Origin of the sequence: Psychromonas marina (assembly GCF_030161115.1) — a bacterium.
Taxonomy (GTDB): domain Bacteria; phylum Pseudomonadota; class Gammaproteobacteria; order Enterobacterales; family Psychromonadaceae; genus Psychromonas; species Psychromonas marina.
Window position 1 is genome coordinate 416,568 of record NZ_BSPQ01000001.1, and the last position, 25,011, is coordinate 441,578.

Annotated in this window: 29 protein-coding genes and 1 pseudogene; 20 read left to right on the plus strand and 10 right to left on the minus strand. The window is 38.7% G+C overall.

Going from position 1 to position 25,011, the window contains the following annotated elements; genetic code table 11:
• The first annotated feature begins 18 nt into the window (after nucleotides 1–18).
• The 5 genes from QQK09_RS02050 to QQK09_RS02070 are packed head-to-tail and all read left to right on the plus strand — an operon-like array spanning nucleotide 19 to nucleotide 3,027.
• Complete coding sequence (locus tag QQK09_RS02050; RefSeq protein WP_284202444.1) at nucleotides 19–1,071, plus strand: DUF3549 family protein; 1,053 nt, start codon at nucleotides 19–21, stop codon at nucleotides 1,069–1,071.
• The gene (locus tag QQK09_RS02055) at nucleotides 1,071–1,385 is read left to right on the plus strand and encodes a DUF3301 domain-containing protein (protein WP_284202445.1); all 315 of its coding nucleotides are present in this window, start codon (nucleotides 1,071–1,073) and stop codon (nucleotides 1,383–1,385) included. Before QQK09_RS02050 ends, QQK09_RS02055 begins: the two co-directional genes overlap by 1 nt.
• Before the next feature lie 8 nt (nucleotides 1,386–1,393).
• Nucleotides 1,394–1,705, plus strand: a complete 312-nt coding sequence (locus QQK09_RS02060; RefSeq protein ID WP_284202446.1) for a hypothetical protein — start codon at nucleotides 1,394–1,396, stop codon at nucleotides 1,703–1,705.
• Nucleotides 1,706–2,482, plus strand: a complete 777-nt coding sequence (locus QQK09_RS02065; protein ID WP_284202447.1) for a Zn-ribbon-containing protein — start codon at nucleotides 1,706–1,708, stop codon at nucleotides 2,480–2,482.
• Between the two features lie 53 nt (nucleotides 2,483–2,535).
• On the plus strand, nucleotides 2,536–3,027 hold the full coding sequence (locus tag QQK09_RS02070; RefSeq protein WP_284202448.1) for a CreA family protein: 492 nt from the start codon (nucleotides 2,536–2,538) through the stop codon (nucleotides 3,025–3,027).
• Between the two features lie 346 nt (nucleotides 3,028–3,373).
• Here the strand turns inward: QQK09_RS02070 and rpiB are convergent, their stop codons facing one another.
• Together rpiB and QQK09_RS02080 are read right to left on the minus strand one after the other, a co-directional pair.
• The gene (gene rpiB / locus QQK09_RS02075) at nucleotides 3,374–3,835 is read right to left on the minus strand and encodes a ribose 5-phosphate isomerase B (protein WP_284202449.1); all 462 of its coding nucleotides are present in this window, start codon (nucleotides 3,833–3,835) and stop codon (nucleotides 3,374–3,376) included.
• A gap of 219 nt (nucleotides 3,836–4,054) precedes the next feature.
• On the minus strand, nucleotides 4,055–4,933 hold the full coding sequence (locus tag QQK09_RS02080) for a LysR family transcriptional regulator (RefSeq protein ID WP_284202450.1): 879 nt from the start codon (nucleotides 4,931–4,933) through the stop codon (nucleotides 4,055–4,057).
• 114 nt (nucleotides 4,934–5,047) lie between these two features.
• Here QQK09_RS02080 and QQK09_RS02085 point away from each other — a divergent pair, with 114 nt between their 5' ends.
• The 10 genes and pseudogenes from QQK09_RS02085 to QQK09_RS02130 all read left to right on the plus strand — a co-directional run bounded on the left by QQK09_RS02085 (nucleotide 5,048) and on the right by QQK09_RS02130 (nucleotide 12,819).
• A complete protein-coding gene (locus tag QQK09_RS02085) occupies nucleotides 5,048–6,181 on the plus strand; it encodes a linear amide C-N hydrolase (protein ID WP_284202451.1) in 1,134 nt (377 codons plus the stop codon).
• Nucleotides 6,182–6,756: 575 nt separating this feature from the next.
• A complete protein-coding gene (locus tag QQK09_RS02090) occupies nucleotides 6,757–7,116 on the plus strand; it encodes a YgiW/YdeI family stress tolerance OB fold protein (protein ID WP_284202452.1) in 360 nt (119 codons plus the stop codon).
• An 81-nt stretch (nucleotides 7,117–7,197) separates the two neighbouring features.
• Nucleotides 7,198–7,869: a response regulator transcription factor gene (locus QQK09_RS02095; RefSeq protein WP_284202453.1), complete on the plus strand. Its 672-nt coding sequence runs from the start codon at nucleotides 7,198–7,200 to the stop codon at nucleotides 7,867–7,869.
• Nucleotides 7,838–9,079 (plus strand): sensor histidine kinase, encoded by a 1,242-nt coding sequence (locus tag QQK09_RS02100; protein ID WP_284202454.1) that lies wholly within the window; start codon nucleotides 7,838–7,840, stop codon nucleotides 9,077–9,079. The genes QQK09_RS02095 and QQK09_RS02100 overlap by 32 nt, the downstream gene beginning before the upstream one ends.
• Nucleotides 9,080–9,331: 252 nt before the next feature.
• A complete protein-coding gene (locus QQK09_RS02105) occupies nucleotides 9,332–9,694 on the plus strand; it encodes a YgiW/YdeI family stress tolerance OB fold protein (protein WP_284202455.1) in 363 nt (120 codons plus the stop codon).
• 45 nt (nucleotides 9,695–9,739) lie between these two features.
• Entirely contained in the window at nucleotides 9,740–9,988 is a 249-nt protein-coding gene (locus tag QQK09_RS02110; RefSeq protein WP_284202456.1) for a hypothetical protein, read from the plus strand.
• 162 nt (nucleotides 9,989–10,150) lie between these two features.
• On the plus strand, nucleotides 10,151–11,188 hold the full coding sequence (locus QQK09_RS02115; protein ID WP_284202457.1) for an IS110 family RNA-guided transposase: 1,038 nt from the start codon (nucleotides 10,151–10,153) through the stop codon (nucleotides 11,186–11,188).
• 275 nt (nucleotides 11,189–11,463) lie between these two features.
• Nucleotides 11,464–11,715, plus strand: a pseudogene (locus QQK09_RS02120) (chlorhexidine efflux transporter).
• A gap of 78 nt (nucleotides 11,716–11,793) precedes the next feature.
• The gene (gene yqfB, locus QQK09_RS02125) at nucleotides 11,794–12,129 is read left to right on the plus strand and encodes a N(4)-acetylcytidine aminohydrolase (protein WP_284202458.1); all 336 of its coding nucleotides are present in this window, start codon (nucleotides 11,794–11,796) and stop codon (nucleotides 12,127–12,129) included.
• Nucleotides 12,130–12,819 (plus strand): pseudouridine synthase, encoded by a 690-nt coding sequence (locus QQK09_RS02130; protein WP_284202459.1) that lies wholly within the window; start codon nucleotides 12,130–12,132, stop codon nucleotides 12,817–12,819. It begins immediately after the preceding gene.
• Between the two features lie 244 nt (nucleotides 12,820–13,063).
• Here QQK09_RS02130 and QQK09_RS02135 read toward each other — a convergent pair whose 3' ends face one another.
• From QQK09_RS02135 to zapE, 5 genes are all read right to left on the minus strand, one after another.
• Nucleotides 13,064–13,600 (minus strand): cytochrome b, encoded by a 537-nt coding sequence (locus QQK09_RS02135; protein WP_284202460.1) that lies wholly within the window; start codon nucleotides 13,598–13,600, stop codon nucleotides 13,064–13,066.
• 106 nt (nucleotides 13,601–13,706) lie between these two features.
• Entirely contained in the window at nucleotides 13,707–14,261 is a 555-nt protein-coding gene (locus tag QQK09_RS02140) for a GNAT family acetyltransferase (RefSeq protein ID WP_284202461.1), read from the minus strand.
• A 157-nt stretch (nucleotides 14,262–14,418) separates the two neighbouring features.
• On the minus strand, nucleotides 14,419–14,808 hold the full coding sequence (gene rpsI / locus QQK09_RS02145; protein WP_284202462.1) for a 30S ribosomal protein S9: 390 nt from the start codon (nucleotides 14,806–14,808) through the stop codon (nucleotides 14,419–14,421).
• Between the two features lie 15 nt (nucleotides 14,809–14,823).
• On the minus strand, nucleotides 14,824–15,252 hold the full coding sequence (gene rplM, locus QQK09_RS02150; protein ID WP_284202463.1) for a 50S ribosomal protein L13: 429 nt from the start codon (nucleotides 15,250–15,252) through the stop codon (nucleotides 14,824–14,826).
• A 234-nt stretch (nucleotides 15,253–15,486) separates the two neighbouring features.
• Complete coding sequence (gene zapE / locus QQK09_RS02155; RefSeq protein ID WP_284202464.1) at nucleotides 15,487–16,596, minus strand: cell division protein ZapE; 1,110 nt, start codon at nucleotides 16,594–16,596, stop codon at nucleotides 15,487–15,489.
• Between the two features lie 215 nt (nucleotides 16,597–16,811).
• Here zapE and QQK09_RS02160 point away from each other — a divergent pair, with 215 nt between their 5' ends.
• The 5 genes from QQK09_RS02160 to rraB all read left to right on the plus strand — a co-directional run bounded on the left by QQK09_RS02160 (nucleotide 16,812) and on the right by rraB (nucleotide 23,377).
• A complete protein-coding gene (locus QQK09_RS02160; protein ID WP_284202465.1) occupies nucleotides 16,812–18,167 on the plus strand; it encodes a DegQ family serine endoprotease in 1,356 nt (451 codons plus the stop codon).
• Between the two features lie 202 nt (nucleotides 18,168–18,369).
• Nucleotides 18,370–19,779: a pyruvate kinase PykF gene (gene pykF / locus QQK09_RS02165; protein WP_284202466.1), complete on the plus strand. Its 1,410-nt coding sequence runs from the start codon at nucleotides 18,370–18,372 to the stop codon at nucleotides 19,777–19,779.
• A gap of 187 nt (nucleotides 19,780–19,966) precedes the next feature.
• Entirely contained in the window at nucleotides 19,967–22,237 is a 2,271-nt protein-coding gene (gene parC, locus QQK09_RS02170; RefSeq protein ID WP_284202467.1) for a DNA topoisomerase IV subunit A, read from the plus strand.
• Between the two features lie 2 nt (nucleotides 22,238–22,239).
• Complete coding sequence (locus tag QQK09_RS02175; protein ID WP_284202468.1) at nucleotides 22,240–22,983, plus strand: 1-acylglycerol-3-phosphate O-acyltransferase; 744 nt, start codon at nucleotides 22,240–22,242, stop codon at nucleotides 22,981–22,983.
• A gap of 10 nt (nucleotides 22,984–22,993) precedes the next feature.
• Entirely contained in the window at nucleotides 22,994–23,377 is a 384-nt protein-coding gene (gene rraB, locus QQK09_RS02180) for a ribonuclease E inhibitor RraB (RefSeq protein ID WP_284202469.1), read from the plus strand.
• Between the two features lie 85 nt (nucleotides 23,378–23,462).
• Here the strand turns inward: rraB and QQK09_RS02185 are convergent, their stop codons facing one another.
• From QQK09_RS02185 to QQK09_RS02195, 3 genes are all read right to left on the minus strand, one after another.
• Complete coding sequence (locus QQK09_RS02185; RefSeq protein WP_284202470.1) at nucleotides 23,463–23,855, minus strand: DUF2750 domain-containing protein; 393 nt, start codon at nucleotides 23,853–23,855, stop codon at nucleotides 23,463–23,465.
• A 1-nt stretch (nucleotide 23,856) separates the two neighbouring features.
• Nucleotides 23,857–24,120 (minus strand): ubiquinone biosynthesis accessory factor UbiK, encoded by a 264-nt coding sequence (gene ubiK, locus QQK09_RS02190; protein WP_284202471.1) that lies wholly within the window; start codon nucleotides 24,118–24,120, stop codon nucleotides 23,857–23,859.
• Nucleotides 24,121–24,278: 158 nt separating this feature from the next.
• A complete protein-coding gene (locus tag QQK09_RS02195; RefSeq protein ID WP_284202472.1) occupies nucleotides 24,279–24,974 on the minus strand; it encodes an HD-GYP domain-containing protein in 696 nt (231 codons plus the stop codon).
• Nucleotides 24,975–25,011: the final 37 nt, after the last annotated feature.

Sequence of the window (25,011 nt, forward strand, 5' to 3'; positions counted from 1 at the left end):
ATAAATGAAACCTTTGTTATGAATATAAATACGCTTACCGATTTTTTACAGCAGGCTCAATGCCAATTCCGCATTTACGATTTGGGCCGTAAAGTCACTAAAATTTCCAATAGTGCTTTTCAACAGGTTGCTGAAAACAAACAACCTTATCCTTACCCTATCCAGCAACACGCCTATATTGCATTAACCTTTTGGCAGGTCAATAAACAGTTACAGGATCACTTTATTTGGTTTTTAAAACTACCTGTAGATGAGCAAGGTTTGTTAAGCATTACAGCGCAAACTAGCTTTATTAAAATGGTGGTTGAAGCGATGGGTGAAAACTTAACGGGTGATATAAGTGAAGACCTGCAAGAACGTCTTGCGAGTAACCCTTTTGTATTTAAACCTGCCGCTGAAAAGCTCGCTATTTTCAATGCGATTATGAATACTAACTTTGTGCGCCCTGCTTCCACCTTTTACCCGGCGGCATTACGTTATTTCTCAGGACAAACACGTTGGAGTGAATGGCAAGAGTTAGGTATTCAAGGCATTGCCGATCTGGCAGCACGACTCAATTATGATAATAACCAGCAAACATTAATCAATGCCTTGCCACACCTGCCTCAACAACCCCTGCAATCGCTATCATTATGTTTAGAGCATCAGCACGATATTAATACCGATTTAGCAACGGCAATCGCTCAACAAGCGAAGGCAGAATTAAAAGCGAACCATCAAGAAAATGCGATTTTACTATTACGCGCTCTTTCTAGTGCGCCTGCAGTTGGTATTAGCAAAGCGTTACTTGAACAGCAGTTTAACTCTGACCTTATCCATAATGAGCATTGGTATGTCTGTATTGCTGGACGTTGTTGGTCGATGCTAGAAGATGAAACATTGCTGAATCGCTTTTTTGAAGCACTCGCAAATCATCATCCGTCGCTATTTCCACAGCTATTTGTAGATCTCGTTGCTATTCCGGCACTGCGTGAAAAGGTATTAAAACAGCTGCGTTTAACGGCACGCTCGCCAGCCTTGTCAAAAGCGATTGGATTACTGTTCTCCGCCGCACCACAAGGGGAAAAATAGTGACCGACCTGCTTTTTATTCTTCTTGTTGTCGTTGTGGCAACACTTATCTGGAAACTCAGACAACAATCGGAATATGCAAAAGAGCTCATTGAAAAACAGTGCGTTAAGTTAGACCTACAACTGCTTAGCGTGTCGCGATCTAATTTCAACTTTAAGCTTGGTCCTGATTTTTTACTGGCCAGTTTTTCCTTTGAATTTAGCAGCGACAATGAAAATAGCTATCAAGGTAAACTATTTTTAGCCGGTCTACATCGTCCTCGTTTCGAGCTCCCCGTGTATCGCTCTTTTGAATCAACCGATCAACTTCATTAAGGTTTCCCATGGATAAAATTATTCTCATTGCTCAGCAGATTGTTAAAGAGGGTAAAACCCCTAATACCGCACTGATCAAAGCGAGACTGCCAAAAAATGTACCGCTGCCAACCATTATTCAAGGCTTGAAAATGTGGCAAGATAATCCTAATAAACAGATCAACACACCAACAGAGCCCGCATTAATTAACAATGCAACAGTTGCAACTGGCAGTTTTGATCAGTTATTAGATGCGAAAATAGAGCAGCAATTAGCACCACTAAAAAATGAAATTGAACAGCTTAAAGCCGAGCTTAAAAAACTAAAAGAGAAACAATAAGTGTTTATTAAAGAACTCACCTTTGAGTGTTACAAAAATACCCAATACGCAGCGATTGAACGTGCGATCAATAATTACTTTGATATGTTGCGCTATAACGGTCAGATTTTAGGCCGAGAATTTCCGATTGCGATGCTTGATGCAACCTTTACTACGCGACTTGTCTGCCCAGAAGAGCACAGCTTGGATGAGCAATTCAATAGTCCACAGGTAAAACATGCATTGGCCCAATTAACAGAAGCAGGCTTACTTGCTCCCAAAATTAAGACCGTCGCAGAAGATCTGAACTCATTAGAATGCGCACCAGGTTTCACGCCAAGTTGGCAAGTTTTATATACCACTTTTTTAGATACTTGTTCTCCACTGCGCTGTGGCGATACATTGCAACCAATCCCGCTTTACCGCACCCCAGAAGCAATCAGTAATGGTGATCGTAAAAGCGTGATTAAATGGCAGGAAGAGTGGATCAATTGTGATGAATTGCAGATGAATGGTTCGGCAGTTTCTAGCGCTATCTTAAAGGAGATGGGAGAGGTTGATAGTAAACTTTATTACCGTGGTAGCAACCTTGCTAAGCGTATTCAGTTTGTCACCAAAGTGCCTACTTACTACTACCTATACCGCGTTGCAGGCACTAGCCTAGAAGATGAACAACAGCGTAAATGCCCAAGTTGTGGTGAAGAGTGGCGTTTAGAAGCTCCTCTTTTTGATATTTTTGATTTCAAGTGTGATGCATGCCAACTGGTTTCTAACCTGTCTTGGGATTTTAAAAAGTAACAAGTAAAACCGAGCTACTGTTCTCAGTAGCTTTAATAAACTAAGGAATGAAAATGTTAAAAAAGATAAAAATTTATGGATCGCTGATACTGCTACTGGTGGTTGCGCTGGTTATCTATAAAGGTTTCTCCAAGGATGAAGTAGGCAATGTATCACTCGGCATGTTCACCTTAAAAGATATAAAACTAAATATCTTAAACGATGAACTAGTCTCAGGCGTCACTTGTCATATCGCTTCAATAGAAGATAACTTCAGCATCTCTGATCCAAGTGATAGCTCTATCTCTTGTCGACAAACAGGCGAGATAACATCAGCAATGATTGCTCAAATAGATAAAAGCAAATCAGGTGAAGTGGTCTTCAAACAATCTAAAAGCATCTTCTTCAAAACAATGAAAATAAGAAGAATATACGATGCTGATAATCAAACCTTAATGTACGTATCTTACTCTACAACTGAAACATCAGGCAGTTTCAAACATAGCCTTTCAACTGTTCCATTATGGGGAACAAAGGCTTATATAGAGCCTTTAACAGCTCAATAAAAAGTAACCTAAATTCTATTTCCCTTTTCTTACAAAAGGGAAATTCGATTCAATTCTGTCTAGCGTTTTTACGATTTTATAGTAGTGAGTAAATGATGCAGCGGTCTTTGGAAGATTTAGAGAAAGATTAATCGGTACCTATAAACTTATCGCTCGATTGTAGTAGCACAATAAGAGCTAAGTCGCTTTCGCCCCCAATCGCCTTAGAGACCTATAAAACGGTGGCTAAATACTAAGTAATGCAAAATAAAAAAACTGACCCATGCCCCTTCTCAAAATAACGGAGCTAGTTTGCATTAATATATTCAGGGTCTTTTAGACATTGTTGTCTATCAGCCCTTAGCTCTTATATGGAATTCTCATTTTGATCGTTTTCAATTTCTTCTATTAAATGCAGCCTATATCGCCTAGTTTCATTATCATCAAAATCAGTTTCCAGCCAAATATCAACTAGTTTTATTGCTAGTGTCGGCTCAATAGTTAAGGCTCCCAAAGTGAGTACATTGGTGTCATTATGTCGCCTAGCCTGCTCAACCGTATAGGGTTCAAAGCCCATCACAGCTCTTATACCATTAACTTTGTTAGCACAAATATTCATTCCTGCGCCTGTACCACAGATTAATATTCCCATATCTGCGCGTTTAAGTTTAACTAATTTGGTTACCTTTTCTGCATAGACCGCTGAGTGTGTACGTTCCTTGTTTCCTGTACCCATATCAATAACGGTATGGCCTTTATTTTCAATATGAGTGACAAGCTTCTGCTTTAATTCAAGTCCAGCGTGGTCATTACCTATTGCAACTTTCATACAATTACTTCCTAGGTTTTATATAAATATAGTGTAATGGAACAGTGATTATGGCTACTAATTTAGAGGTAAAGTGGTAATTTTCCTAAGACACTTTGTGTCACTTTCCGCCTTAGAAAGCTAACTCGCTTTCGCCCCCAAAGCAATTTAGAAACCTATAAATTTGTGGCCAATATTACTTAGCCACAACAACCTGACTCGTTGCGGTATTAATTACTATTAGATTGAGAATGTATCGGTAAGTTTAATGATCGCATCATAACCGTTAGGCTGACTAGATGCCCAAAGAAGTACAGTCTGCAGCTTAATTTCTTGATTTGCTTGTACTATATCAAGATTAACTTTTGTGAATATATCAGGTACACGTGCGCTGAGATGGTTTGGAATAAATGCCCAGCAGTTCTGCTCGCTAGTAAGGCCTGCTAATAATAGTTCTAAGTCACTTTCTATAACGTGATCATCTGAAACAATGAGCGGATAGCGATAACGAACTGATGGGGTCTGACTATAGATTCGTTGTTTAAATTTAGCTAAATCTCGTAATGTATTTACTGATGTATTGGCAATAATATTATTACGTAGTGTAAAAGCTGACATTGAAATAGAAGGCAGTGATTTCCAATAAAACTCTGCATTAATCACTTCACCTTTAGCTAAAAACAACCCGTATTGGCAGGCGCCAGATTTCAATAAAGTTTCGCCGTACTCACGCGTGACTTTGACTAAATCAAGGGTGACATTAATATCGCCACATAAGCTCTGAAGGCTTTTTAACCAAGAGTAGGGTATTGACTCATCGAAACAGATAGAAATTCTATCTGTAATTGCAGAGTCTAAGCTCATTGCAAAACGCTCAAATGCTCTCACATCGGCACTTAATAACTGAGCACGGCGATAAAGTAGCTCCCCTTTACTGGTTAATACCAATGTTCTGCCAAGTTTACTAAAGACCGGATAACCAAGATTGATTTCAAAATATTCGATGTGTTCACTGATCGTTTTACGATCTTTACGTAATACCGCAGCTGCTTTAGTGAAGCTTTTCACTTGCGCCACCGTTACAAAAGAGTTGAGTTGGGTAAAACTAAAATGAGTCAATAAGTAACCTAATCCATCGTTATTTTTAGGGGGAACTCCCCCCTTAATGCGGGAGGTTTATTTTATCAGAGAGAATAGAATAATGGCATAATATTTCTAATTGAGTATACCGCCATGAATAAAAAATTGATCGCCGCTTGTATTACTGCCGCTATTTCAGTCTCTACACTTTTACCTACCACTGTTGATGCTTGCACTCGTATGCTGTGGAACACTGACAATGATTTTGTAATGGTAGGGCGTAATGAGGATTACTTCTCAGCCTCTTCACCAACCTTAGTTAAAACGCCTCATGGTGTAAGCCGTATTGGTAGCACTGATGATCCGAAACATGCTGTTAAATGGGATGTTAAGTATGGAAATATAGCAGTATATGCAAATAACCGTTTTCCAATGGATGGCATGAATGAAAAGGGGCTAACAGCGAGAACCTTATACTTTAATGAAGGTAAAATAGATCAGCAGGTTGATATTGATAACGATAAACCAACTTTACAAGCTGACCATTGGGTAAGTTACGTTCTAGATAACTTTGCAACAGTCAATGAGGCTGTAAATGCAATGAAGCAATTACGATTAACAGCGGTACATGGTGGCTATAGTTACTCAGAGAGTCCAAAGCATTTATCAATGGCGGATGCCTCTGGTGATTCTGCTATTATTGAAATCCAAAATGGAGAAGTGAAAATTTTCCATGGAAAACAATACCAAGTGATGACTAACCCACCTAATTTACAAACACAGATGAGCAATGCTAAGCAACATAAAATTGATGCTAACGACGGTACTTTTCCAAATACGCTAAGTGCTGAAGATCGCTTTCAAAAAGCACAGTATTGGTTAGATAATTTTCCAAATATTAAAGCAAGTGACGGTATGAATGCAGCTTATGGGTTCATGTATTCAGCACTGGGAACCACGACTTTTGTACCAGGTGTTCCATTACCAGCTGAAGATCAATTAGTTGGCGAAAAAATAATGAAACAAACAAATTTAGATGACTCTTACGGAGTCGCAACGTACTTTCAATCTATTTCTGATTTAACAAACCTTCATTATCGTTTCAATTCATTATTGGCGCCTAGTGATGTGTATTTAGATTTAGGTAATATGAACTGGAATGATCAACATGTCGCAGTTATTCCACGTATTGATCGTTATGCTCAAAATGGATTACAGGGGAATATCGCAGATCAATTCAAAGTGATTTCAGAAACTGATATTTATCAACAGCCTGTAATAAAATAATACATTGAATTACTTTTATTACTCACGATATTCGATAACTGATAATAAAAATAACCCCATAAACAAAAATGCTTATGGGGTTTTAAGCTTAAATTTAGCGAGTGTAGCCTATATATGACTGCTGACCACTTTGCTCAGTTAGTTGTAAAAGTCGTGTCGATATAAGCACTATGAGCACGTTCAAATACACAAGCCTGTTAATCATCACTCCGAATACCCAAGTGTTGTAGCATCGCTAAATTAGCCACTAATTTAGAGTTAAATCATTTATTTTTCTAAGTCGCAATGTGCCCCTTTGCCCCCCAGAAAGCTAACGCCCCCATTGCCTTAGAAACCCATAAAAAAATGACCAAGATTATTCCCCCCCAACAGTGCTATTTAGAACATGATTCATCAACCTACAGACAGACTTGGCCAAAACTAGTTTAACCGACAAAAAATTCTAAAATTTCCCTTCACATTTCCTTCACACCTTACTCGATATAGTAGCTACACATTAAGCAACACGAGACATAAAAGCCCTGTTACTGACACAAATTTATGCTCAACTCAATTTATTTAGTAAGGAAAAAACTATGTTTAAAAAATTATTAGTGTTACCTCTTATTGTATTTTCTAGCCTTAGCTTTGCTAATTTTGAACCTGCACAAAAAGGGGGATATTCAGGGCCGAGTTCAGAGCTTGAATTGACTATTCAACAAGCGTTAGAAGCACAAGATGACACGATTGTTTCTCTTAAAGGTCATATTGTACTTTCAAATGGCGATGAAAATTACTGGTTTGAAGATGGCACTGGCCGTATCCAAGTTGAAATTGATGATCATTTGCTTAAAAAACACACAGTAACGCCTGAAATGTTAGTCACAATTGTTGGCGAAATAGATAAAGAGTGGAGTGAGATCTCAGTTGATGCGGATACATTGATTATCAACTGATAATAGATTGCTTAAAATAGGCATCTTTTCTAAGATAGTTTTTCAGTTCAAATTTATAAAACTATATTGCAAAGGTGCTACATGCATATATTAATAGTCGATGATACACATAGCGTGGCAGAGACCATTGCTGATTACCTTGAACTAGAAGGCATGACCATTGATTTTGCTTATCATGGAGAAGCAGCGTTAGCATTAGTGGAAGATAATCATTACGATGCCATTATCATGGACATTATGATGCCCAAAATGGATGGTATTACAGCGGTGAGAAAATTACGTGAAGAATTATTTTGCAATACGCCAATTATCTTCCTAACTGCTAAAGATCAGCTTGAAGATAAAATAGCTTCATTTAAAGCAGGCGGTGATGACTATTTGGTCAAGCCTTTTGCATTAGAAGAATTGAGCTTACGCCTACAGGCTCTATCTCATCGTGGTGTGCGCCAAAACATTGGCAACTTAAGCTTTGCGGATATCAGTGTTGATGTAAAAAGTGGACAAGTTAATTGTGCCGGTAAAAATATTAAAGTTAGCCCCATACAGTTAACTATTCTGAAAGTATTACTTAAAAAAGCGCCCAATATTGTAAGTCGACAAGAAGTCATACAAGCAATATGGGGAGATGAAAGCCCTTCTAGCGATGCACTGCGCAGTCATGTGTATAGTTTACGCACTAAACTTGCTGAAGGGAAAAATGAATCCCGACTAGAGACTATTCATGGCCAAGGCTTCCGACTTAAATCAGAATAATAAACAATATCCAAGTATTTATCGCCATATAAGACGCCATTTAAGCATCTCTTTATTAGTGATATTTGCGGTTTTTGGCTCAACGGTTTATCTTGCTGAAAGCAAACTTGAAGTGATTAGTTTGCACCATTGGTTAGATACTGAATTAGATCGCTACGAAAAAGAATATGCCATCTATGGTTTAGGTACTAAGTTGCCCAACACAGCCGAATTTGATACTTATTGGACGGAACGTGAAATGCCTAAATGGTTAGCGCCATTTCAGAAAATTGGGTTCAATGAGCACTTATTAGGCACGGAAGACAAGCACTTCATCATCGCAAATCACCCCTCTGGCAAAGGTTTAATGTATATCGTATTCAAAAAAGATGCCGATGATTTTTTAGATATATACGAAGAAAGTCTACATAGCTATATTGTATTCTTCGGTTTATTTATTGCACTTGGCGTCGTGATTTACAGTTTTTATTTTATGCGTTTATTATCGAAGCCATTACTTGCCATTGAGCAAAAAATCAGTTTAATGACCCCTAACCAGAAAATGTCTGAAGCAGAAACAAAATACCGTGAAACACGCCATATAGAACAAACCTTTATTAATAATAAAAAAGATATTGAAGGTTTTTTTCAACGAGAAACTGAGTTTAGTCGCTTTTCATCTCATGAATTACGTACACCCATCATGGTTATCAAAGGATCCTCTGAATTATTAGCCAGAATCCCCAACCAGCCGCCTGTTGCACAAAAAGCAATTAAACGTGTACAACAAGCCTGCGAAGACATGCAGGTATTGTCTGAAGCCTTTTTATTATTAGGCAAGGAATCCATTGAAGAGGTACATTATAAAGAGGTTAACCTTGAAGAGGCGCTTAAAAAACAACTCAATGAGTTACAAATTTTATTTTTAAAACAAGGATTGGATTACTCTCTATCGCTGGATCACCCTGCAACGATAAAGTGCCCACCCTCCTTTGTTTTTATCGTGATCAATAACCTCATTAAAAATGCATTTAGTTACAGCGTTGCCGACATCCAAGTTAGCCTAGAACAGCAACATTTGACCATTACCAATCGCCACCAAGGAAACGAAACTTACCAGGCAGGTTATGGTTGTGGTTTAGTGATTGTTGAACGCGTTTGTGAGCGCATGGGCTGGATTTTTACCAGTAAAGATACTGGTGAAGCGTTTATTGCCCTTGTAAAATTTTAGTTATTATCAGCTCGAAAAGTTAGCCGGCATTACCGTTGATAACCTCCCGTCTTTCAACCTCTTCACGTTAAGTAAAATAGCGTCATTTTTATCTAATACGCTATTTTTACATTTAATTTGAATGGATAAAAAACCTTCACATTTGCTTCACACTCTTTCATACATGATACCCACATATTAATTTACTAGAGCGTTAAAAAGTGAGTTGATAATGTGCCTTAAGAGGCGACTTATTTTTGTGAGGATAAAATTATGTTTAAAAAATTATGTATCGTGCCACTTATTGTTTTTACTAGCGTTAGCTTTGCAGCGATTACACCTGTTCAACAAGGTGGATTTAAAGGTCCTAATTCAGTGCCAGAGTTAACTGTCTCGCAAGTTCAAGATGCGCAAGACGACACATTGGTTTCAATAACAGGTCATATTACTTCTACGTTAGGTGATGAAGACTACGTATTCAAAGATAAAACCGGTGAAATAGAAGTTGAAATTGACAATCATCTGTTCCAGAACAACACAGTGACCCCAGAAACACGAGTGACCATCGTTGGTGAAGTCGGTAAAGAATGGGATCAAATTTCGATCGATGCTGACTCGTTATCGATCAAGCGATAAATACAGGCTTAATGAACGGAACATAATGAATAAGGTTAAAAGAATATGATCATTAAAATTTTAGTGGCAACGATAACAGGTTTAGCGGGACTCTTTGCTTTGACGATTTATGCACTAATTACTTATGGTGGTGAAGTTTATAACGCACTAGAAGATGGCTCTTTAAACAAAATTCAAACGAGTATCGAAAATGTTCAGAATAACATTGAGTCTGTAATTGAGAATACAGAACAGCAAATTCAAGATAGTGTTGATAATATAGATAACATCAACGAGTCTGATGAAATAGAATAACCTGAAGAGTGCAGTGGCTAAGTGATTTTAGCTACTGCCTTAGTTACGATTATTAATAAACTTCTAAGTCGCTTTGTGATGTGATGGACGCCCCTCCCTAGTAACCAATTGGCGTCACCTTTGCCATAATTAGATTAGTTCGTTTAATCAAAGGAGCATTGCATGGATATTAAAGTGGTTGGTATTGATTTAGCAAAACATTATTTTCAAGTCTGCGTTCTTACTGACGAAAACAAGATACATTCCAATAAAAAAGTGACCAGAGCTCGCCTTTTAGATGTCGTCCGTCAATTTCCAGAAGGTACATTAATCGCAATGGAGGCATGTGGCAGTTCAAACTACTGGGCTCGTACATTTGCTAAAATGGGATTTGAAATAAAACTTATTCCTCCTCAACATGTAAAACCATTTGTAGGCCATCAAAAAAATGATGCAAATGATGCTCGCGCTATATGCGAATCAGCATTTAGACCAGATGTGCATGGCGTCCCAACTAAAACAATTGAACTGCAAGACATCAAATCAATAAGGTGCATCAGGCAACGAAGAGTAGAGCAGCGACTAGCTGCTGCAAATCAACTGAAAGGCTTAGCCAGTGAGTATGGAGTGATAATAGCTAAAAGTTTTAAATGCTTAAGAGAGCAAGTACCTATAGCTTTAGAAGACCCTGATAATGAATTATCTGTTGTAATGAGAAGAATGCTTCAGGATTTACTTACTGAAATCAACACACTCACCAATGAAATAAAGTCATTGAGCCTAGAGCTTGAAGCGCTTTGTAAACAACAACCACGTTATCAAGCCTTATTAGCGATCCCAGGATTTGGCCCAATTGTAACCGCTGCATTTTTAAGCCAAGTTGGTTCAGGAAAACAGTTTTCGAATGGCCGTCAGTTATCTGCATGGTGTGGCCTAGTTCCTAGACAGTTTAGTTCCGGCGGTAAAACAAAACTTGGAAAGATAACCAAAAATGGCAATAACGAACTCAGAGCCTTACTCATTCATGGAGCAAGATCTGTTTCTAAATATACATCTGAACGAACGGATGCATTAAGTCGATGGTTCAATGCACTTGCATTGCGAAGCGGTAAAACAAAAGCAATTGTGGCCTTAGCCAATAAATTAACGCGTATTGCTTGGGTAATCGTTACAACAATGATGAATTTAAAGCGAATTGTGCATTTAAAACTGCATAGTTAATCAATAGAAAGAATAGATAAGAGCAATTTACACCCTAGTTTAAGTTTGCAATGCTTGATGAAAAACGGTCAACCGTTCCTGTAAAAACCTGCTTTGGGGCTTGGCATTTAAATGTCGACTTTGTGATTAGGAGACAGGATTCGGATTACATCATGGCGCAGGTTATTGATAACCTACCAAGACGTCAGATATATGACAGCAGACTGTTATCCTCATTAAAACTTGCAATAACCGGGGCGTCCATATATGCCCCAAAGCGCCTTATAAACTAGAAGTTGGATCTTCTAATTAAAAAGAAAACCGGCGCAGTAACGAAAACAGGCTTAATTCGTGTTGGCCACTGTTTAGGTTTTGAAACTGGCTTATTATTTTTAACGATTCTTGTTATGGCGCGGGTTTTAGACCTGAGTTTATAGGATGCGTTTATCCTCGATCTGGGTATGGTTATTTTTTATTTGGTTTACGCTTATGTGCATAATTTAGCGTATGACAAGATCTTCCCTGTGGCGGTGATAAGTGCACCATAGCAAGCATCATTAATATTGGTTTAATGGGGTTTTATCTTGATATAATGGTTAACTCTTAATTTTATAGATGACCCCCAGATGGTAACGCCAGTTCTAACCCCGACCACAATGACATTCTTCGAACGTTTTGAAACAGATATTCTCAGTGGTAAAAAAACCATTACTATCCGTGATGAAACGGAGCTGCATTATGTGCCAAATTCGGTCGTGACGGTTTCGACATTAGAGACGGGGCGTGAATTTTGTCAATTAGCTATCCTTGCTGTAGAGCCTATCTCATTTTCCGCATTATCTGATTTTCATGCTGAACAAGAAAATATGACATTAGCTGAGCTGAAGCAGGTGATCCAAGATATTTATCCTGGTATAGATCAGCTATACGTGGTGTCGTATAAATTGGTAGGTCAGTTATAAATGCGTCTTGATAAATTTGTTTGTAAAAGCACGCGATTAACTCGCGCGCAAGCAACTGCAATGATAAATACGGGTTGCGTTGTGGTGAATGATGCCGTCGTGTGTGATGTTGCAACTCAAGTCCACGAAGATAATTACATCACATTAAATAACGAGAAACTGATAGCAAGAGCGTCGCGTTATATCCTCATGCATAAACCCGCTGGTACTATTTGTTCTAATATTGATGAAGTCTATCCATCATTATTTAACTATATTGATGTTGATAATGTATCAGAGCTACATGTCGCTGGGCGTTTGGATGCGGATACAACGGGGTTGGTATTGGTGACTGATGACGGTCGTTGGTCTTTTAATATTATTACTCCGACGAAACATTGCCAAAAAGTATATCGGGTGGGGCTATCTCGTACTATTGGCGATGATGTTGCCAATCAATTTTCCCATGGTGTGCAGTTGCAAGGTGAACAGCAGTTAACCCGCCCTGCAATCTTAGAGATCGTCGCAGAGAAAGAAGTATTGCTGACGCTCACCGAAGGTAAATTTCATCAGGTTAAACGTATGTTTTCGGCTGTGGACAATCGGGTTGTGAGCTTACATCGTGAGAAAATTGGTGAGATACAATTGGATGTTGAAGTGGGTGAGTGGCGTTATCTTACTGAGCCGGAAGTGAATTCGTTTTCGAATTAAAGTCATTTATCAGGAAAGATAAGGACATCCAAACTATCAAAAAGCAGCTTCAAGCATAGCCTGTCTTCAGCACCATTATGGTTACAATGAAATAACAAACGTAACGCCCTAGTCGAATCTAAAGGTAAAAAAAAACACCCTACAAGTTAGCTTGAGGGTGTTTTTTTATTTTGGCTTTTATAAATAGCTAAGTTACTTATGAAGGCTACTTATGAAGGTTACTTATGGACGCTACTTATAGAGGTTACTTATGGAAGTTACCTAACATACGACTAATCGTGCCATCTTTATCGATAAACTGATGCTTAACAGCACCGGCAACATGTAAAAATAAGATAAGTAGAATCACATTCACCGCGCCAGTATGAATCGTATGAGAAATTGAACCTAACCACTCAATTTTATCTCCCCCTCCCGCAACAATATCTTGACCAAACACACTAAGACCACGTCCACCGCTGATGCTCATTGTTATACCCGAGATCGGCATCAGCATGGTTGCTAATAATAATAGATGATGAATCGAAGTGGCTAAGATTGACTGCATACGTGTTAATTTAGCGATACTAGTGATACTGCCCTCTTTGAAACGCCAGCATAATCGAATTAGTGCGACGACAAACAGAATCGCACCAAAAGACTTGTGTAATCCGATTATTTCGCCTTTTTCAGGACCTTTAGGTAGGTAATCAAAGTACAGACCGAGACATAACACCAGAATAAAAGTTAAGCCCGTTAACCAATGTAAGAGAATGGTCATTTTCGATAAGTTGGTATTCATTTTTAGTGTGCCTTAGTAGGTGAAATAAATTAAATATAGCGTCATTTTATCGTTTATGCGACGCCATAGAAGCCTTAATTCTTAAAGGGTTAATCGTGATGTTAAGCTATGCAGTTTTACAAGCTAACTTGTAATACTGGTTGTTATTAAACCCAAACTCTTTAATCACCGTTAATGATGTTTTAGTGGTATGTGCACGAAAAGATCTTGGATTTATTTGATTAATAAAAGTTACCATGATCGGGTATCGTTTTGACATTTGCGCTAATGCAAACTCAAACACTTTTTCAAAGACACCTAAACCTCGAACCGATTTATCAACACAAACCGGACCATACTGATAAGAATTATCAGCGTTGATAACCTGCCCTAAACAGGTTGAGTCATGTAAGTTTTTAACCATAAATTCAAACATCGGCCACTGTGACCAGAACCCCCAGGAAGCAGCCATCGCATAAGCAACTATTTTCCCGTCAACGGTTGCAATAAATAGTCCATTTTCATCTTCGATTAAACGGGTTAAATGATCCTTTGTAAATGCTGTGGTGATAAAACCATCCGCTCTATCTTGATCACTGATTGAGTCGACTTGATAACGGTAATGTAGCGTAAGGACGTCTTCAACATGACTTGAAGTGGCAACTTGTAATTCAACATTCATTATTTATAGGTACTCCATAGAATTAAGTATTTGATGATAAGGTAAAAGCAGGGGCTAGAAAAGTAGGAAATGGAAAGCAAAACACAGAAGAGGCTAAAAAAAAGGCAAAAAAAAGCCCAGATAAACTGGGCCTTTTTGCAATTCGAAAAACGTAATATTAACGTTTTGAGAATTGTGGACGTTTACGAGCTTTATGTAAACCAACTTTCTTACGTTCCACTTTACGTGAATCACGTGTAACAAAGCCAGCTGTACGTAGTTCACCACGTAAAGTTTCGTCAAATGTCATTAACGCACGAGTGATACCTAAACGGATAGCACCAGATTGACCAGTAGTACCGCCACCTTTAACAGTGATGTTAAAGTCGAATTTCTCAGCAGCGCCAACAAGTTCTAATGGTTGACGAACAACCATTACAGCTGTTTCACGGCCAAAATATTCAGAGATATTGCGTTTGTTGATAGTGATTTGACCACTACCAGCTTTCATAAATACACGAGCTACAGAGCTCTTGCGACGACCAGTGCCGTAGTATTGATTTGCCATTGTTTTATATTCCTATTAGATGTCTAAAACTTGTGGTTGCTGTGCAGAATGTTGATGCTCAGTACCAGCATAAACTTTCAACTTACGGAACATTGCGCGGCCTAGAGGACCTTTTGGCAACATACCTTTAACAGCTTTCTCAATAACACGCTCTGGAGCACGTTGGATAAGATCTTCAAAGTTAATTGATTTAATGCCACCGATGAAACCTGTGTGGTGGTAGTAGATTTTACCTTTCGCTTTATTACCAGTTACAGTAATTTTCTCAGCGTTAAGAACGATGATGTAATCACCAGTATCAACGTGAGGAGTGTATTCAGCTTTATGTTTGCCACGAAGGCGTAATGCGATTTCAGTAGCTAGACGACCTAAAGTTTTACCTTCAGCATCAACTACAAACCACTCACGTTTCACGTCAGCTGGTTTAGCAACAAATGTTTTCATTAAGTTATACCCAAATTAATGATTTAAAAAAATATGATAAGCAATTTTGCATATCAAAAATGTGTTTTGCCATTTCGTATCCCTTCGAATACGTCAAGCGTAATCAAATCCACCATATATATTTTGGGGTGTGGATAAGGTGGGCGGCGAGATTATACAGAAAATCGAGGGGTAGATCACCACTTTATTATAAAATAATCGCAATTAAATTTAATTAACGATTATTTGTCATAATTACAGGTCAACATGATGGGCTTTTTGCAAGTATTCTTTACTTTGCATCTCTAATAAACGCGAGATACAACGTTGAAACTCAAATGCCAGTTTATGACCTGCATATAAGCTATACACGTCTACTTCTGCAGAGATAATTAATACCACATGGTGGTTATAAAATTCATCCACCATGGCAATAAATCGTCGCGCCATATCATTGTTTTGTATATTCATTTGCGGCACATTAGCCAATAGAATAGTACGATAAACAATCGCTAATTCAATATAATCGGCAACTGCACGTGGGCCATCACATAAACTAACGCAATCAATCAACAGGGTATCCACACTATATGCGCTAGTTTGAATCGCTCGGCCATTGATGCTCAGATCCTGATTATAAAACTTTTCACCGTTGGCTAAATTTTCAAAGGTGTGACTCATTAATGAGGTTGCTTCATTATCTAATGGGAAATGATATATTTCAGCCTCTGTGAGTCGGTCTAAGCGGTAATCTTTACCCCCATCTAAATTATATATTTCACAATGTTCTGTAATTAATGCAATAGCGGGCAAAAAACGCACTCGCTGTAGGCCATTTTTATAGAGATCTTTAGGGTGGATGTTTGAGGTGGCGACCAATACAACGCCTTCAGCAAATAGCGCTTCAAACATACCGCCTAAAATCATCGCATCAGTAATATCATCAACAAAGAACTCATCAAAACAGATTAAATCCGTTTCGCTGGCAAACTTTTTAGCAATGTGTATTAATGGATTTTTCTCTCCCGCCAACAGCGTTAACTCTTTATGCACACGCAACATGAAATGGTGAAAGTGCAGTCGCGATTTACGTTCTGTTTTCAAGCTATGGAAAAAAAGATCCATTAAATAGGTTTTACCGCGCCCAACGCCACCGTAAAAATAGAGTCCTTTAATATTTGCTTGCTTCTCTGGTTCACGTTTAAATAAGCGTGAAAATAAGCCTGTTGGTTGATTAACCGTTGTCGGCCTATTTTCAATATCAACAAAGAGACGTTGCAGATATTGAACAGCCTGAGCCTGAGAGTCATCAGCAAAAAATTGTGGTTTTTGTAGATCAGCTTGATACAAAGATAAAGGAGTCACGGTGAGGTTCACTAATTATAAATAAAGGTCTATTTTTAAATTATTTTACAATAACTGCAATAAATTCGTTAACATTTCCCTAACAACTGAGAAAGAACACCATATTTTAGAACTTTTAGCGTTATTTTTAGTCAATACTTTTACATTATCTCTATTTCGCTATTATCACTATTGAACCGTTTTCGTTTGCTAGCACGCTTATAAGGAAGGAAAAAATGAAAAAAGCATTCTCTCGACTATTTCTCTTATTTTCACTATGTAGTTTTCAACAATCGGCAATTGCTGCCCTGCCCTTTTTTTCAGATGATAGCCCCACCCTTGCCCCACTAGTTGAAAAAGTCAGCCCTGCGGTGGTTAGCATCTCTGTTTCCGGCAGTGCGAGCGCTCAATCTCCAATGAATGAGTTATTTGAATTTTTTAACCAGCAACGCCCAGAACAAACTGAACGACAATTTGTCGGGCTAGGTTCAGGTGTCATTATAGATTCACAAAAGGGCTATATCATCACCAACCATCATGTGATTGATCAAGCCGATCAGATAAAAGTTGAACTGAAATCAGGAAAAGCATTAGATGCAGTGGTGATTGGTCAAGATAAACAGAGCGATATTGCGTTGCTACAAGTTGATTTAAAAAGATATAAAAAGGTCGACTTAACAGCAATCACCTTTGCTGATTCAGATAAATTACGTGTTGGAGATTTCGCGATTGCGATCGGCAATCCATTTGGTCTCGGGCAAACCGTGACCTCAGGTATTATCAGTGCACTTGGTCGCAGTGGGCTCAATCTTGAGAACTTGGAAAATTTTATTCAAACCGATGCAGCTATTAATAGTGGTAACTCAGGCGGTGCGTTAGTCAATTTAGAGGGACAGCTAATTGGCATTAATACCGCTATTCTTGGCCCTAACGGTGGCAATATTGGTATTGGTTTCGCCATTCCCGCTAATATGGTTAAAAATTTAGCACAACAATTAATACAGCATGGTGAGGTACAACGTGGTGTTTTAGGGGTACGCGGTGGTGAAATAACCCCTGAACTTGCTAAAAGTTTTTCACTCGACTCTCAACATGGTGCATTTGTTTATCAAGTTAATATCGATTCAGCGGCCGAAGAAGCCGGTATTAAGGCGGGAGATATTATTATCTCTGTTAATGGTAAAAGCATAAAAAGCTTTGCCGAATTACGTGCAAAAGTCGGCACCTTAGGAAGTGGCAAGAAAGTGAGCTTTGTTATTATTCGAGAAGGTGAGCAATTAACACGAGAGGCAATATTAAAAGCGCCGCAACAATCACGTAAACAACAGAAGCAAGCAACCTTGCTTCACCCTGCGCTCTCTGGGGCCATATTAGCTAATGCAGGTAATGAAAAAGGCGTGTTAATTAAGGAAGTTAAAGCAGGTTCGATAGCTGAACGTTACGGACTACAGCCAGCTGATATGATTACTGGTATTAATAGAACCACAATTAATGACCTTGATGCGCTACAAAATATGCTAGAATCTGCGCCAGCGATGATCGCTTTGAATATAAAACGCGCAGAAAAACACTTATATATCGTACTCGACTAGTTTTCTTAACCATGTCAAGAGAAATATAGGTGAAAAAATTAAAAATAAACTATAAAACACGCAGAAAAATGATCATAAATAATTTTTTATGCGTTTTTTTCTTGTAAAATATGCGCCAACAAATACCTAGAACACAATTTGTTAAAAATATTTTTTATAAACTTGTATCAAAAGCAATATAATCACTCTTGGAGAAAAGACGGTGAGAAAAACTAAAATAGTATGTACGATTGGTCCTAAATCAGAATCAAAAGAGATGTTAACTAAACTTGTTGAAAACGGCATGAATGTTATGCGTTTAAACTTCTCTCACGGTAACTTCGATGAGCACGGCGCACGTATTACTACAATCCGTGAAATCTGTGAAGAAACTGGTAAAAACGTAGCTGTACTACTTGATACTAAAGGTCCAGAAATCCGTACAGTTAAATTAGAAAACGGCGATGACGTTTTACTAACTGCAGGTCAAGAGTTCACTCTTTCTACTGACCAAACAATCGTTGGTGATAACACTATCGTTGCAGTAACTTACGAAAACCTAACTAACGATTTAGCAGTAGGTAACACTGTATTATTAGACGATGGTCTAATTGAAATGACAGTTAAAAGCATCACTGATACAAACGTAGTTTGTGAAGTAATGAATACTGGTGAGCTAGGCGAAAACAAAGGTGTTAACTTACCTGGTGTTAAAGTTCAACTTCCTGCACTATCTCCTAAAGATAAAGGCGATTTAGTATTTGGTTGTGAACAACAAGTTGACTTCATTGCTGCATCTTTCATTCGTAAGAAAGAAGACGTATTAGAAATCCGTGAGCTTTTAAAAGCTAACGGCGGCGAAAAGATTCAAATCATCTCTAAAATTGAGAACCAAGAAGGTGTTGATAACTTCGACGAAATCTTAGCTGTTTCTGACGCTATCATGGTTGCTCGTGGTGACCTAGGTGTTGAAATCGCTGTTGAAGAAGTAATCTTCGCACAAAAAATGATGATCGAAAAAGCAAACGCAGCACGTAAGCCAGTAATTACTGCTACACAAATGCTTGATTCAATGATCAAAAACCCACGTCCTACACGTGCTGAAGCTGGTGACGTTGCAAACGCAATCATCGATGGTACTGATGCTGTAATGCTTTCAGGTGAATCTGCTAAAGGTAAATACCCTGCAGAAGCTGTTGCAATCATGGCAACTATCTGTGAGCGTACTGACGCAATCTTACCTGCTAAAACTGATGATCGTAAATCAATTCTACGCATCACTGAAGCAGTATGTAGCGGCGCAGTAGACAACGCTGAGCAACTTGATGCTAAATTAATCATCGTTGCAACTGGTGAAGGTAAATCTGCACGTTCACTACGTAAATACTTCCCATCTGCTCAAATCTTAGCGCTTACAAGCAATGCTAAGACTCGCCAACAGTTAGCATTAACTAAAGGTGTTTCTGCTAAAGTTATCGAGCAACAAGATTCTATGGAAGCTTTCTACCAACTAGGTATGGACTTAGCTAAAGAGCAAGGTCTTGTTGTAGCTGGCGATAAAGTAGTAATCGTTTCTGGTGCTCTAGTAGCTTCAGGTACAACTAACTCTTCTGCTGTTCACGTTATTGCTTAATAACTGAATATAGAGAGTTAAAAGCACTGCTTCGGCGGTGCTTTTTTTTGCCTGTTTTTTAGCATAATGTCATCTCACTACTATCTACTCATATTTGCTCACAAATCACGTCAAAACATCACTAACTAACACGCTTAATACGGTATACTCCCTCTTTTATTTTTCCGATTGATAGGGCCATATAAATATGAGTGAATCCTTAGATTTAAGCTTACAGGGTATCGAACAATTACCACTGGCTAAATTTACTGAAGATGCCTACCTCAACTACTCAATGTACGTGATCATGGACAGGGCATTACCCCATATTGGCGATGGATTAAAACCAGTACAACGCCGTATTGTTTATGCGATGTCTGAACTTGGCTTATCCGCCCTTTCCAAACATAAAAAGTCTGCACGTACCGTTGGTGATGTGTTGGGTAAATACCACCCACACGGTGATAGCGCTTGTTATGAAGCGATGGTGTTAATGGCACAGCCTTTCTCATACCGTTATCCATTGATCGACGGTCAAGGAAACTGGGGTGCACCCGATGATCCTAAATCATTTGCTGCGATGCGTTATACCGAATCACGCTTAGCTGCGTTTTCTGAACTGTTACTGTCGGAAATAGGTCAAGGTACTACCGACTGGAAGCCTAATTTTGATGGCACCATGAAAGAGCCGGAGCTATTACCAGCACGCCTGCCACATATTCTATTAAATGGTATTACCGGTATTGCCGTCGGGATGGCAACCGATGTCCCGCCTCATAATGCCCGTGAAGTTGCTAATGCCTGTATTCATCTGATTGATAATCCCAAAGCACAACTTGATGAACTTATTGAGATAGTACAAGGACCGGATTACCCTACAGAAGCAGAAATCATTACCCCGAAACGTGAGATTAAAAAAATCTACGAAACAGGTCGTGGTAGTTTCAAAAGTCGCGCAGTGTATACCGTTGAGCAAGGTGAAATCGTTATCACTGCACTGCCGCACCGTGTTTCAGGTGGTAAAATCTTAAAAGATATCGCCAAGCAGATGATTGATAAAAAACTGCCGATGGTTGCTGATCTACGTGATGAATCAGATCGCTATAACCCTACGCGTTTAGTGATCGTGCCACGCTCTAACCGTGTTGATATGGAAGCATTGATGCATCACTTGTTTGCATCAACCGACCTCGAGGTTAACCACAAAGTTAACTTAAATATGATTGGCCTTGATAAACGCCCACAGGTTAAAGGCTTAGTAAAAATCCTTAATGAGTGGTTAGTTTATCGTAAAGAAACCGTGCGCCGCCGTTTACAGTTCCGTCTCGATAAAATTGATGCGCGTTTACATCTATTAGAAGGTTTATTGGTTGCTTACCTTAATATTGATGAAGTGATCGAAATAATCCGTGAGTTTGATGATGCTAAGGGCGAATTGATGCGTCGTTTTGAACTTTCAGATCGCCAAGCACATGCGATTCTTGAAATTAAATTACGTCAACTTGCCAAATTAGAAGAGATTCAAATTCGTGGTGAAATGGATGAACTAAGCGAAGAACAGAAAAAATTAATGTTACTGCTCGGCTCAGATAGACGCATGAATACGCTGATTAAGAAAGAGATAAAAGCCGATGCGCTTAAGTATGGCGATGATAGACGTTCACCACTGATCGAACGTTTAGAAGCCAAAGCACTGACTGAAAAAGAGTTAATGCCAAGCGAAGCAGTAACCATTGTTTTATCAAAACAGGGTTGGGTACGTTCAGCAAAAGGCCATGATATTGATGCCGCTGCACTCAGCTATAAAGCGGGCGATGAGTTTCTCAGCTGCGCGGTAGGTAAAAGCAATCAAAGCTGTATCTTCATCGATGCAACCGGCAGAGCCTATTCATTAGATGCTCACTCATTACCTTCTGCGCGCTCTCAAGGAGAACCATTAACAGGCCGCTTTAACCAAAATGATAATGTCCCTTTCGTCAATATCTTTATGGGTGAAGACGATGACCGCTATATTATCAGCAGTGATCATGGTTATGGTTTTGTTGCTAAGTTTAGTGATATCAATAGTCGTAATAAAAATGGTAAAGCACTGATTAACTTAGGCCAAAATGCACAACTCATGCCAGCACAAAAGCTAACTCATAATGATGGCGATCTGTGCTTAAGCATCAGTAATGAAGGGCGTATGTTAGTTTTCCCAGTGAAGAGTTTACCTAACCTGAGCAAAGGTAAGGGTAATAAAATGATCAACATAATGGCGGCGAAAGCGACTAAACGCGAAGAGTTTGTTACCATACTGAAGATTATTCCTGAGAATAGTGCCGTTACCCTGCATGCAGGTAAACGTAAATTAACCCTTAAGGTTACTGACTTAGTGCCTTATCAAGGTGAACGTGGTCGACGCGGTAGTAAATTACCACGTGGATTACAACGTGTAGATAAAGTAGAAGTGATTACCACTTCTGAAGAAGAGAATTAAAGATGTTATTTATTATTCGTTTTATTTTAATTTTGGTGTCAGTGATATTGCTGACAGCTTACTCATTAATATACTGTGCTTTTAGCCCAAGAAACCCAAAGAACAATTACCATTTCGCGATCTTATTTAGCAAAATGGCATGGATGTTTGGTTTAAAAGTAACATATCGCGTATCAGAAAAAGCAAAAGCAAATGGTGCTGCTGTCTTTATTGCCAATCACCAAAACAATTACGATATGGTGACAACAACAGGCTCAGTGTTGCCTGGCACAGTAACCATCGGTAAAAAAAGTCTAATATGGGTACCCTTTTTTGGCATCATCTACTGGTTAACGGGTAATATTCTGATTAATCGAGATGATAAGAAAAGTGCAAAAAATACCATACAAGAAGTTTCAAAACAGATGCATGAGAAAAATATCTCTGTGATGATATTTCCCGAGGGCACTCGTAGTCGAGGCCGAGGGTTAATGCCATTTAAAATGGGTGCATTTCATACCGCGCTACAGGCCGGTGTTAATGTAATACCAACGGTAGTGTCAAATACCCACGAGCAAGTAAAATTGAATCGTTGGAATAATGGCGAAGTGATTGTGGAAGTATTAGACCCAATTGATATTAGCCAATACAAAAAACGTGAAATTCGCCGTTTGATGGATGATTCTCGTGAAATCATGCTAGCGAAATATAAGCAATTAAATGAACAAGTAAAACGCCCAGATAACAATACAGACTGTTGCGGTTAAGGAACTAAACATGACTGAAGAAAACGTAAACCCAGAAGAACTAACGCAAGCAGAACTATTACAAGAACTTGCTGATGAGACACAAGATATTGTTGAAGCAATTTTAGATGACGGCAGTAACCCTGACGCTGTTTACATGATTGAACATCACATCTCTTGTACCGATTTCGACCTATTAGAAAAAGCCGCTGTTGCTTGTTTCAAAAAGGGTTACGAAGTAACAGATCCAGAAGAGCTAGAACTTGAAGACGGTTCTATTATCTTAGCCTTTGATGTTGTCGTTGAGATGAACCTTGATGAGCAAGCTATTTTTGAAGATGTTGAAAAACTATTCCTATTGTCACAATCATTTGGCATTGATTACGATGGTTGGGGCACTTACCCAGAACAGTAAAGCGTAACGCCAAAAACAAAAAGCCCGATTAACAGTGTTAATCGGGCTTTTTTATTATTTTTTAACGTATTAGAAAACAGCGAAATTACTCCGCAGTCTCACCTTCGTCTTTGCCTAGCTCTTGTACTTTTTCTAGCAATGAATTTTTTAATACCATCGCTTCAATCTCAAGACCGTATAACTCTTCATTCCAGTTAACGCCTGCAAATACTTTCTGTTGCTGCATACCGTCTAACCAAGAGTCTAAAAATACACCAAGGTGAATTGGCGTTACTTTATAGTTCGACCACTCTGCATTTTGTAATTTCTGAGCTAATTTTTCATTAGACCAAAAAAGGTAAACCGCTTCAGCATCTGCATTATCGTGTGCATGGCAATTTGCCCAACCGTCATTTTCATCGAATAAACCAAAAAGGTTTAGGTTTTCACACGCTTCTTCAACAAATGTTTCAGCATTTTTTAAATATTGTTCTTTCATTTTATTTCTCTAATTCCGGTGATGCTAATTTCTTTTCAAGTTCTGCAAATTTAGCTTCCATCTCAGCTAACTTTTCACGAGTACGTAATAATACGTGTGTTTGAACATCAAACTCTTCACGGCTTACCATATCGAGTTTACCCAATTGTGATTGCAATACCTGTTTGATTTTGCGATCAACATCTTCGCCAAAATTTTTCACACCAGCGGGCATCACATCGCTGACTTGCTTAGCAATCTCTTCTAATTTTTTCGGGTTAAACATCATTGGCTCCTTAAGTTTGAGGCACCATTGTAAACGCACTGTGCACTTATTTCTATATTTTCACTCACAAACAGTGCATATCAATGACATTTGTAATAATTGCTCCCATTGCAAGGTATCACGTCATTAAATGTTCGAATTTATAAAGGTAATTACGTTCAACAATGCTCATGATATAAAGCATAAAATTGCTCAATATTATCAATAAATAGCTGACCTAAATGTGGGTCAAATTGCTTACCTATATCTGCGGCTATTTTTTCTTTAATCGCAGCTAAAGACCAGGCGGCTTTATAATAACGCTTACTTGCAAGTGCATCGAAGACATCGGCAATCGCAGTAATTCGCCCTTCAAAACTGATCTCTTTCCCTTTTTTGCTATTGGGATAACCACTACCATCCCAACGTTCATGATGGTCCAACGCTAAATGTGATGCCATCGTAATAATGCTATTATCACGCCCAGAAAGCAGTTCATAACCTTTACGAGCATGTAATTTCATCTGTTCACGCTCATCGGCATTAAGCTGCCCCTGTTTTTTCAGGATATGCTCAGATACCGTCACTTTACCTACATCATGTAGCTGCGCGGCCAAGCGAATATGCTCACAAAAGCAATGATTCTGCCCATCTAGCTTCGCTAATAATGCGGCAAATACGCCAACTCGAATAACATGATCGCCAGTCTCTTTGCAGTTGAGTGCCATCTCTTCTAATAGCGTAATGGTCAACGCTTGCATCTCTTCACAAGCCTTTAGTAATAATAAACTTTCATGATCAACAATGACCATATTGCAATATGCGGCATTAGCAGTAACTTGACTACTTGTACTCTTTTTAACTAATCGGTCCATATTGCCTCCCTTTCTATTTCCGAATGTCTAATAAGCG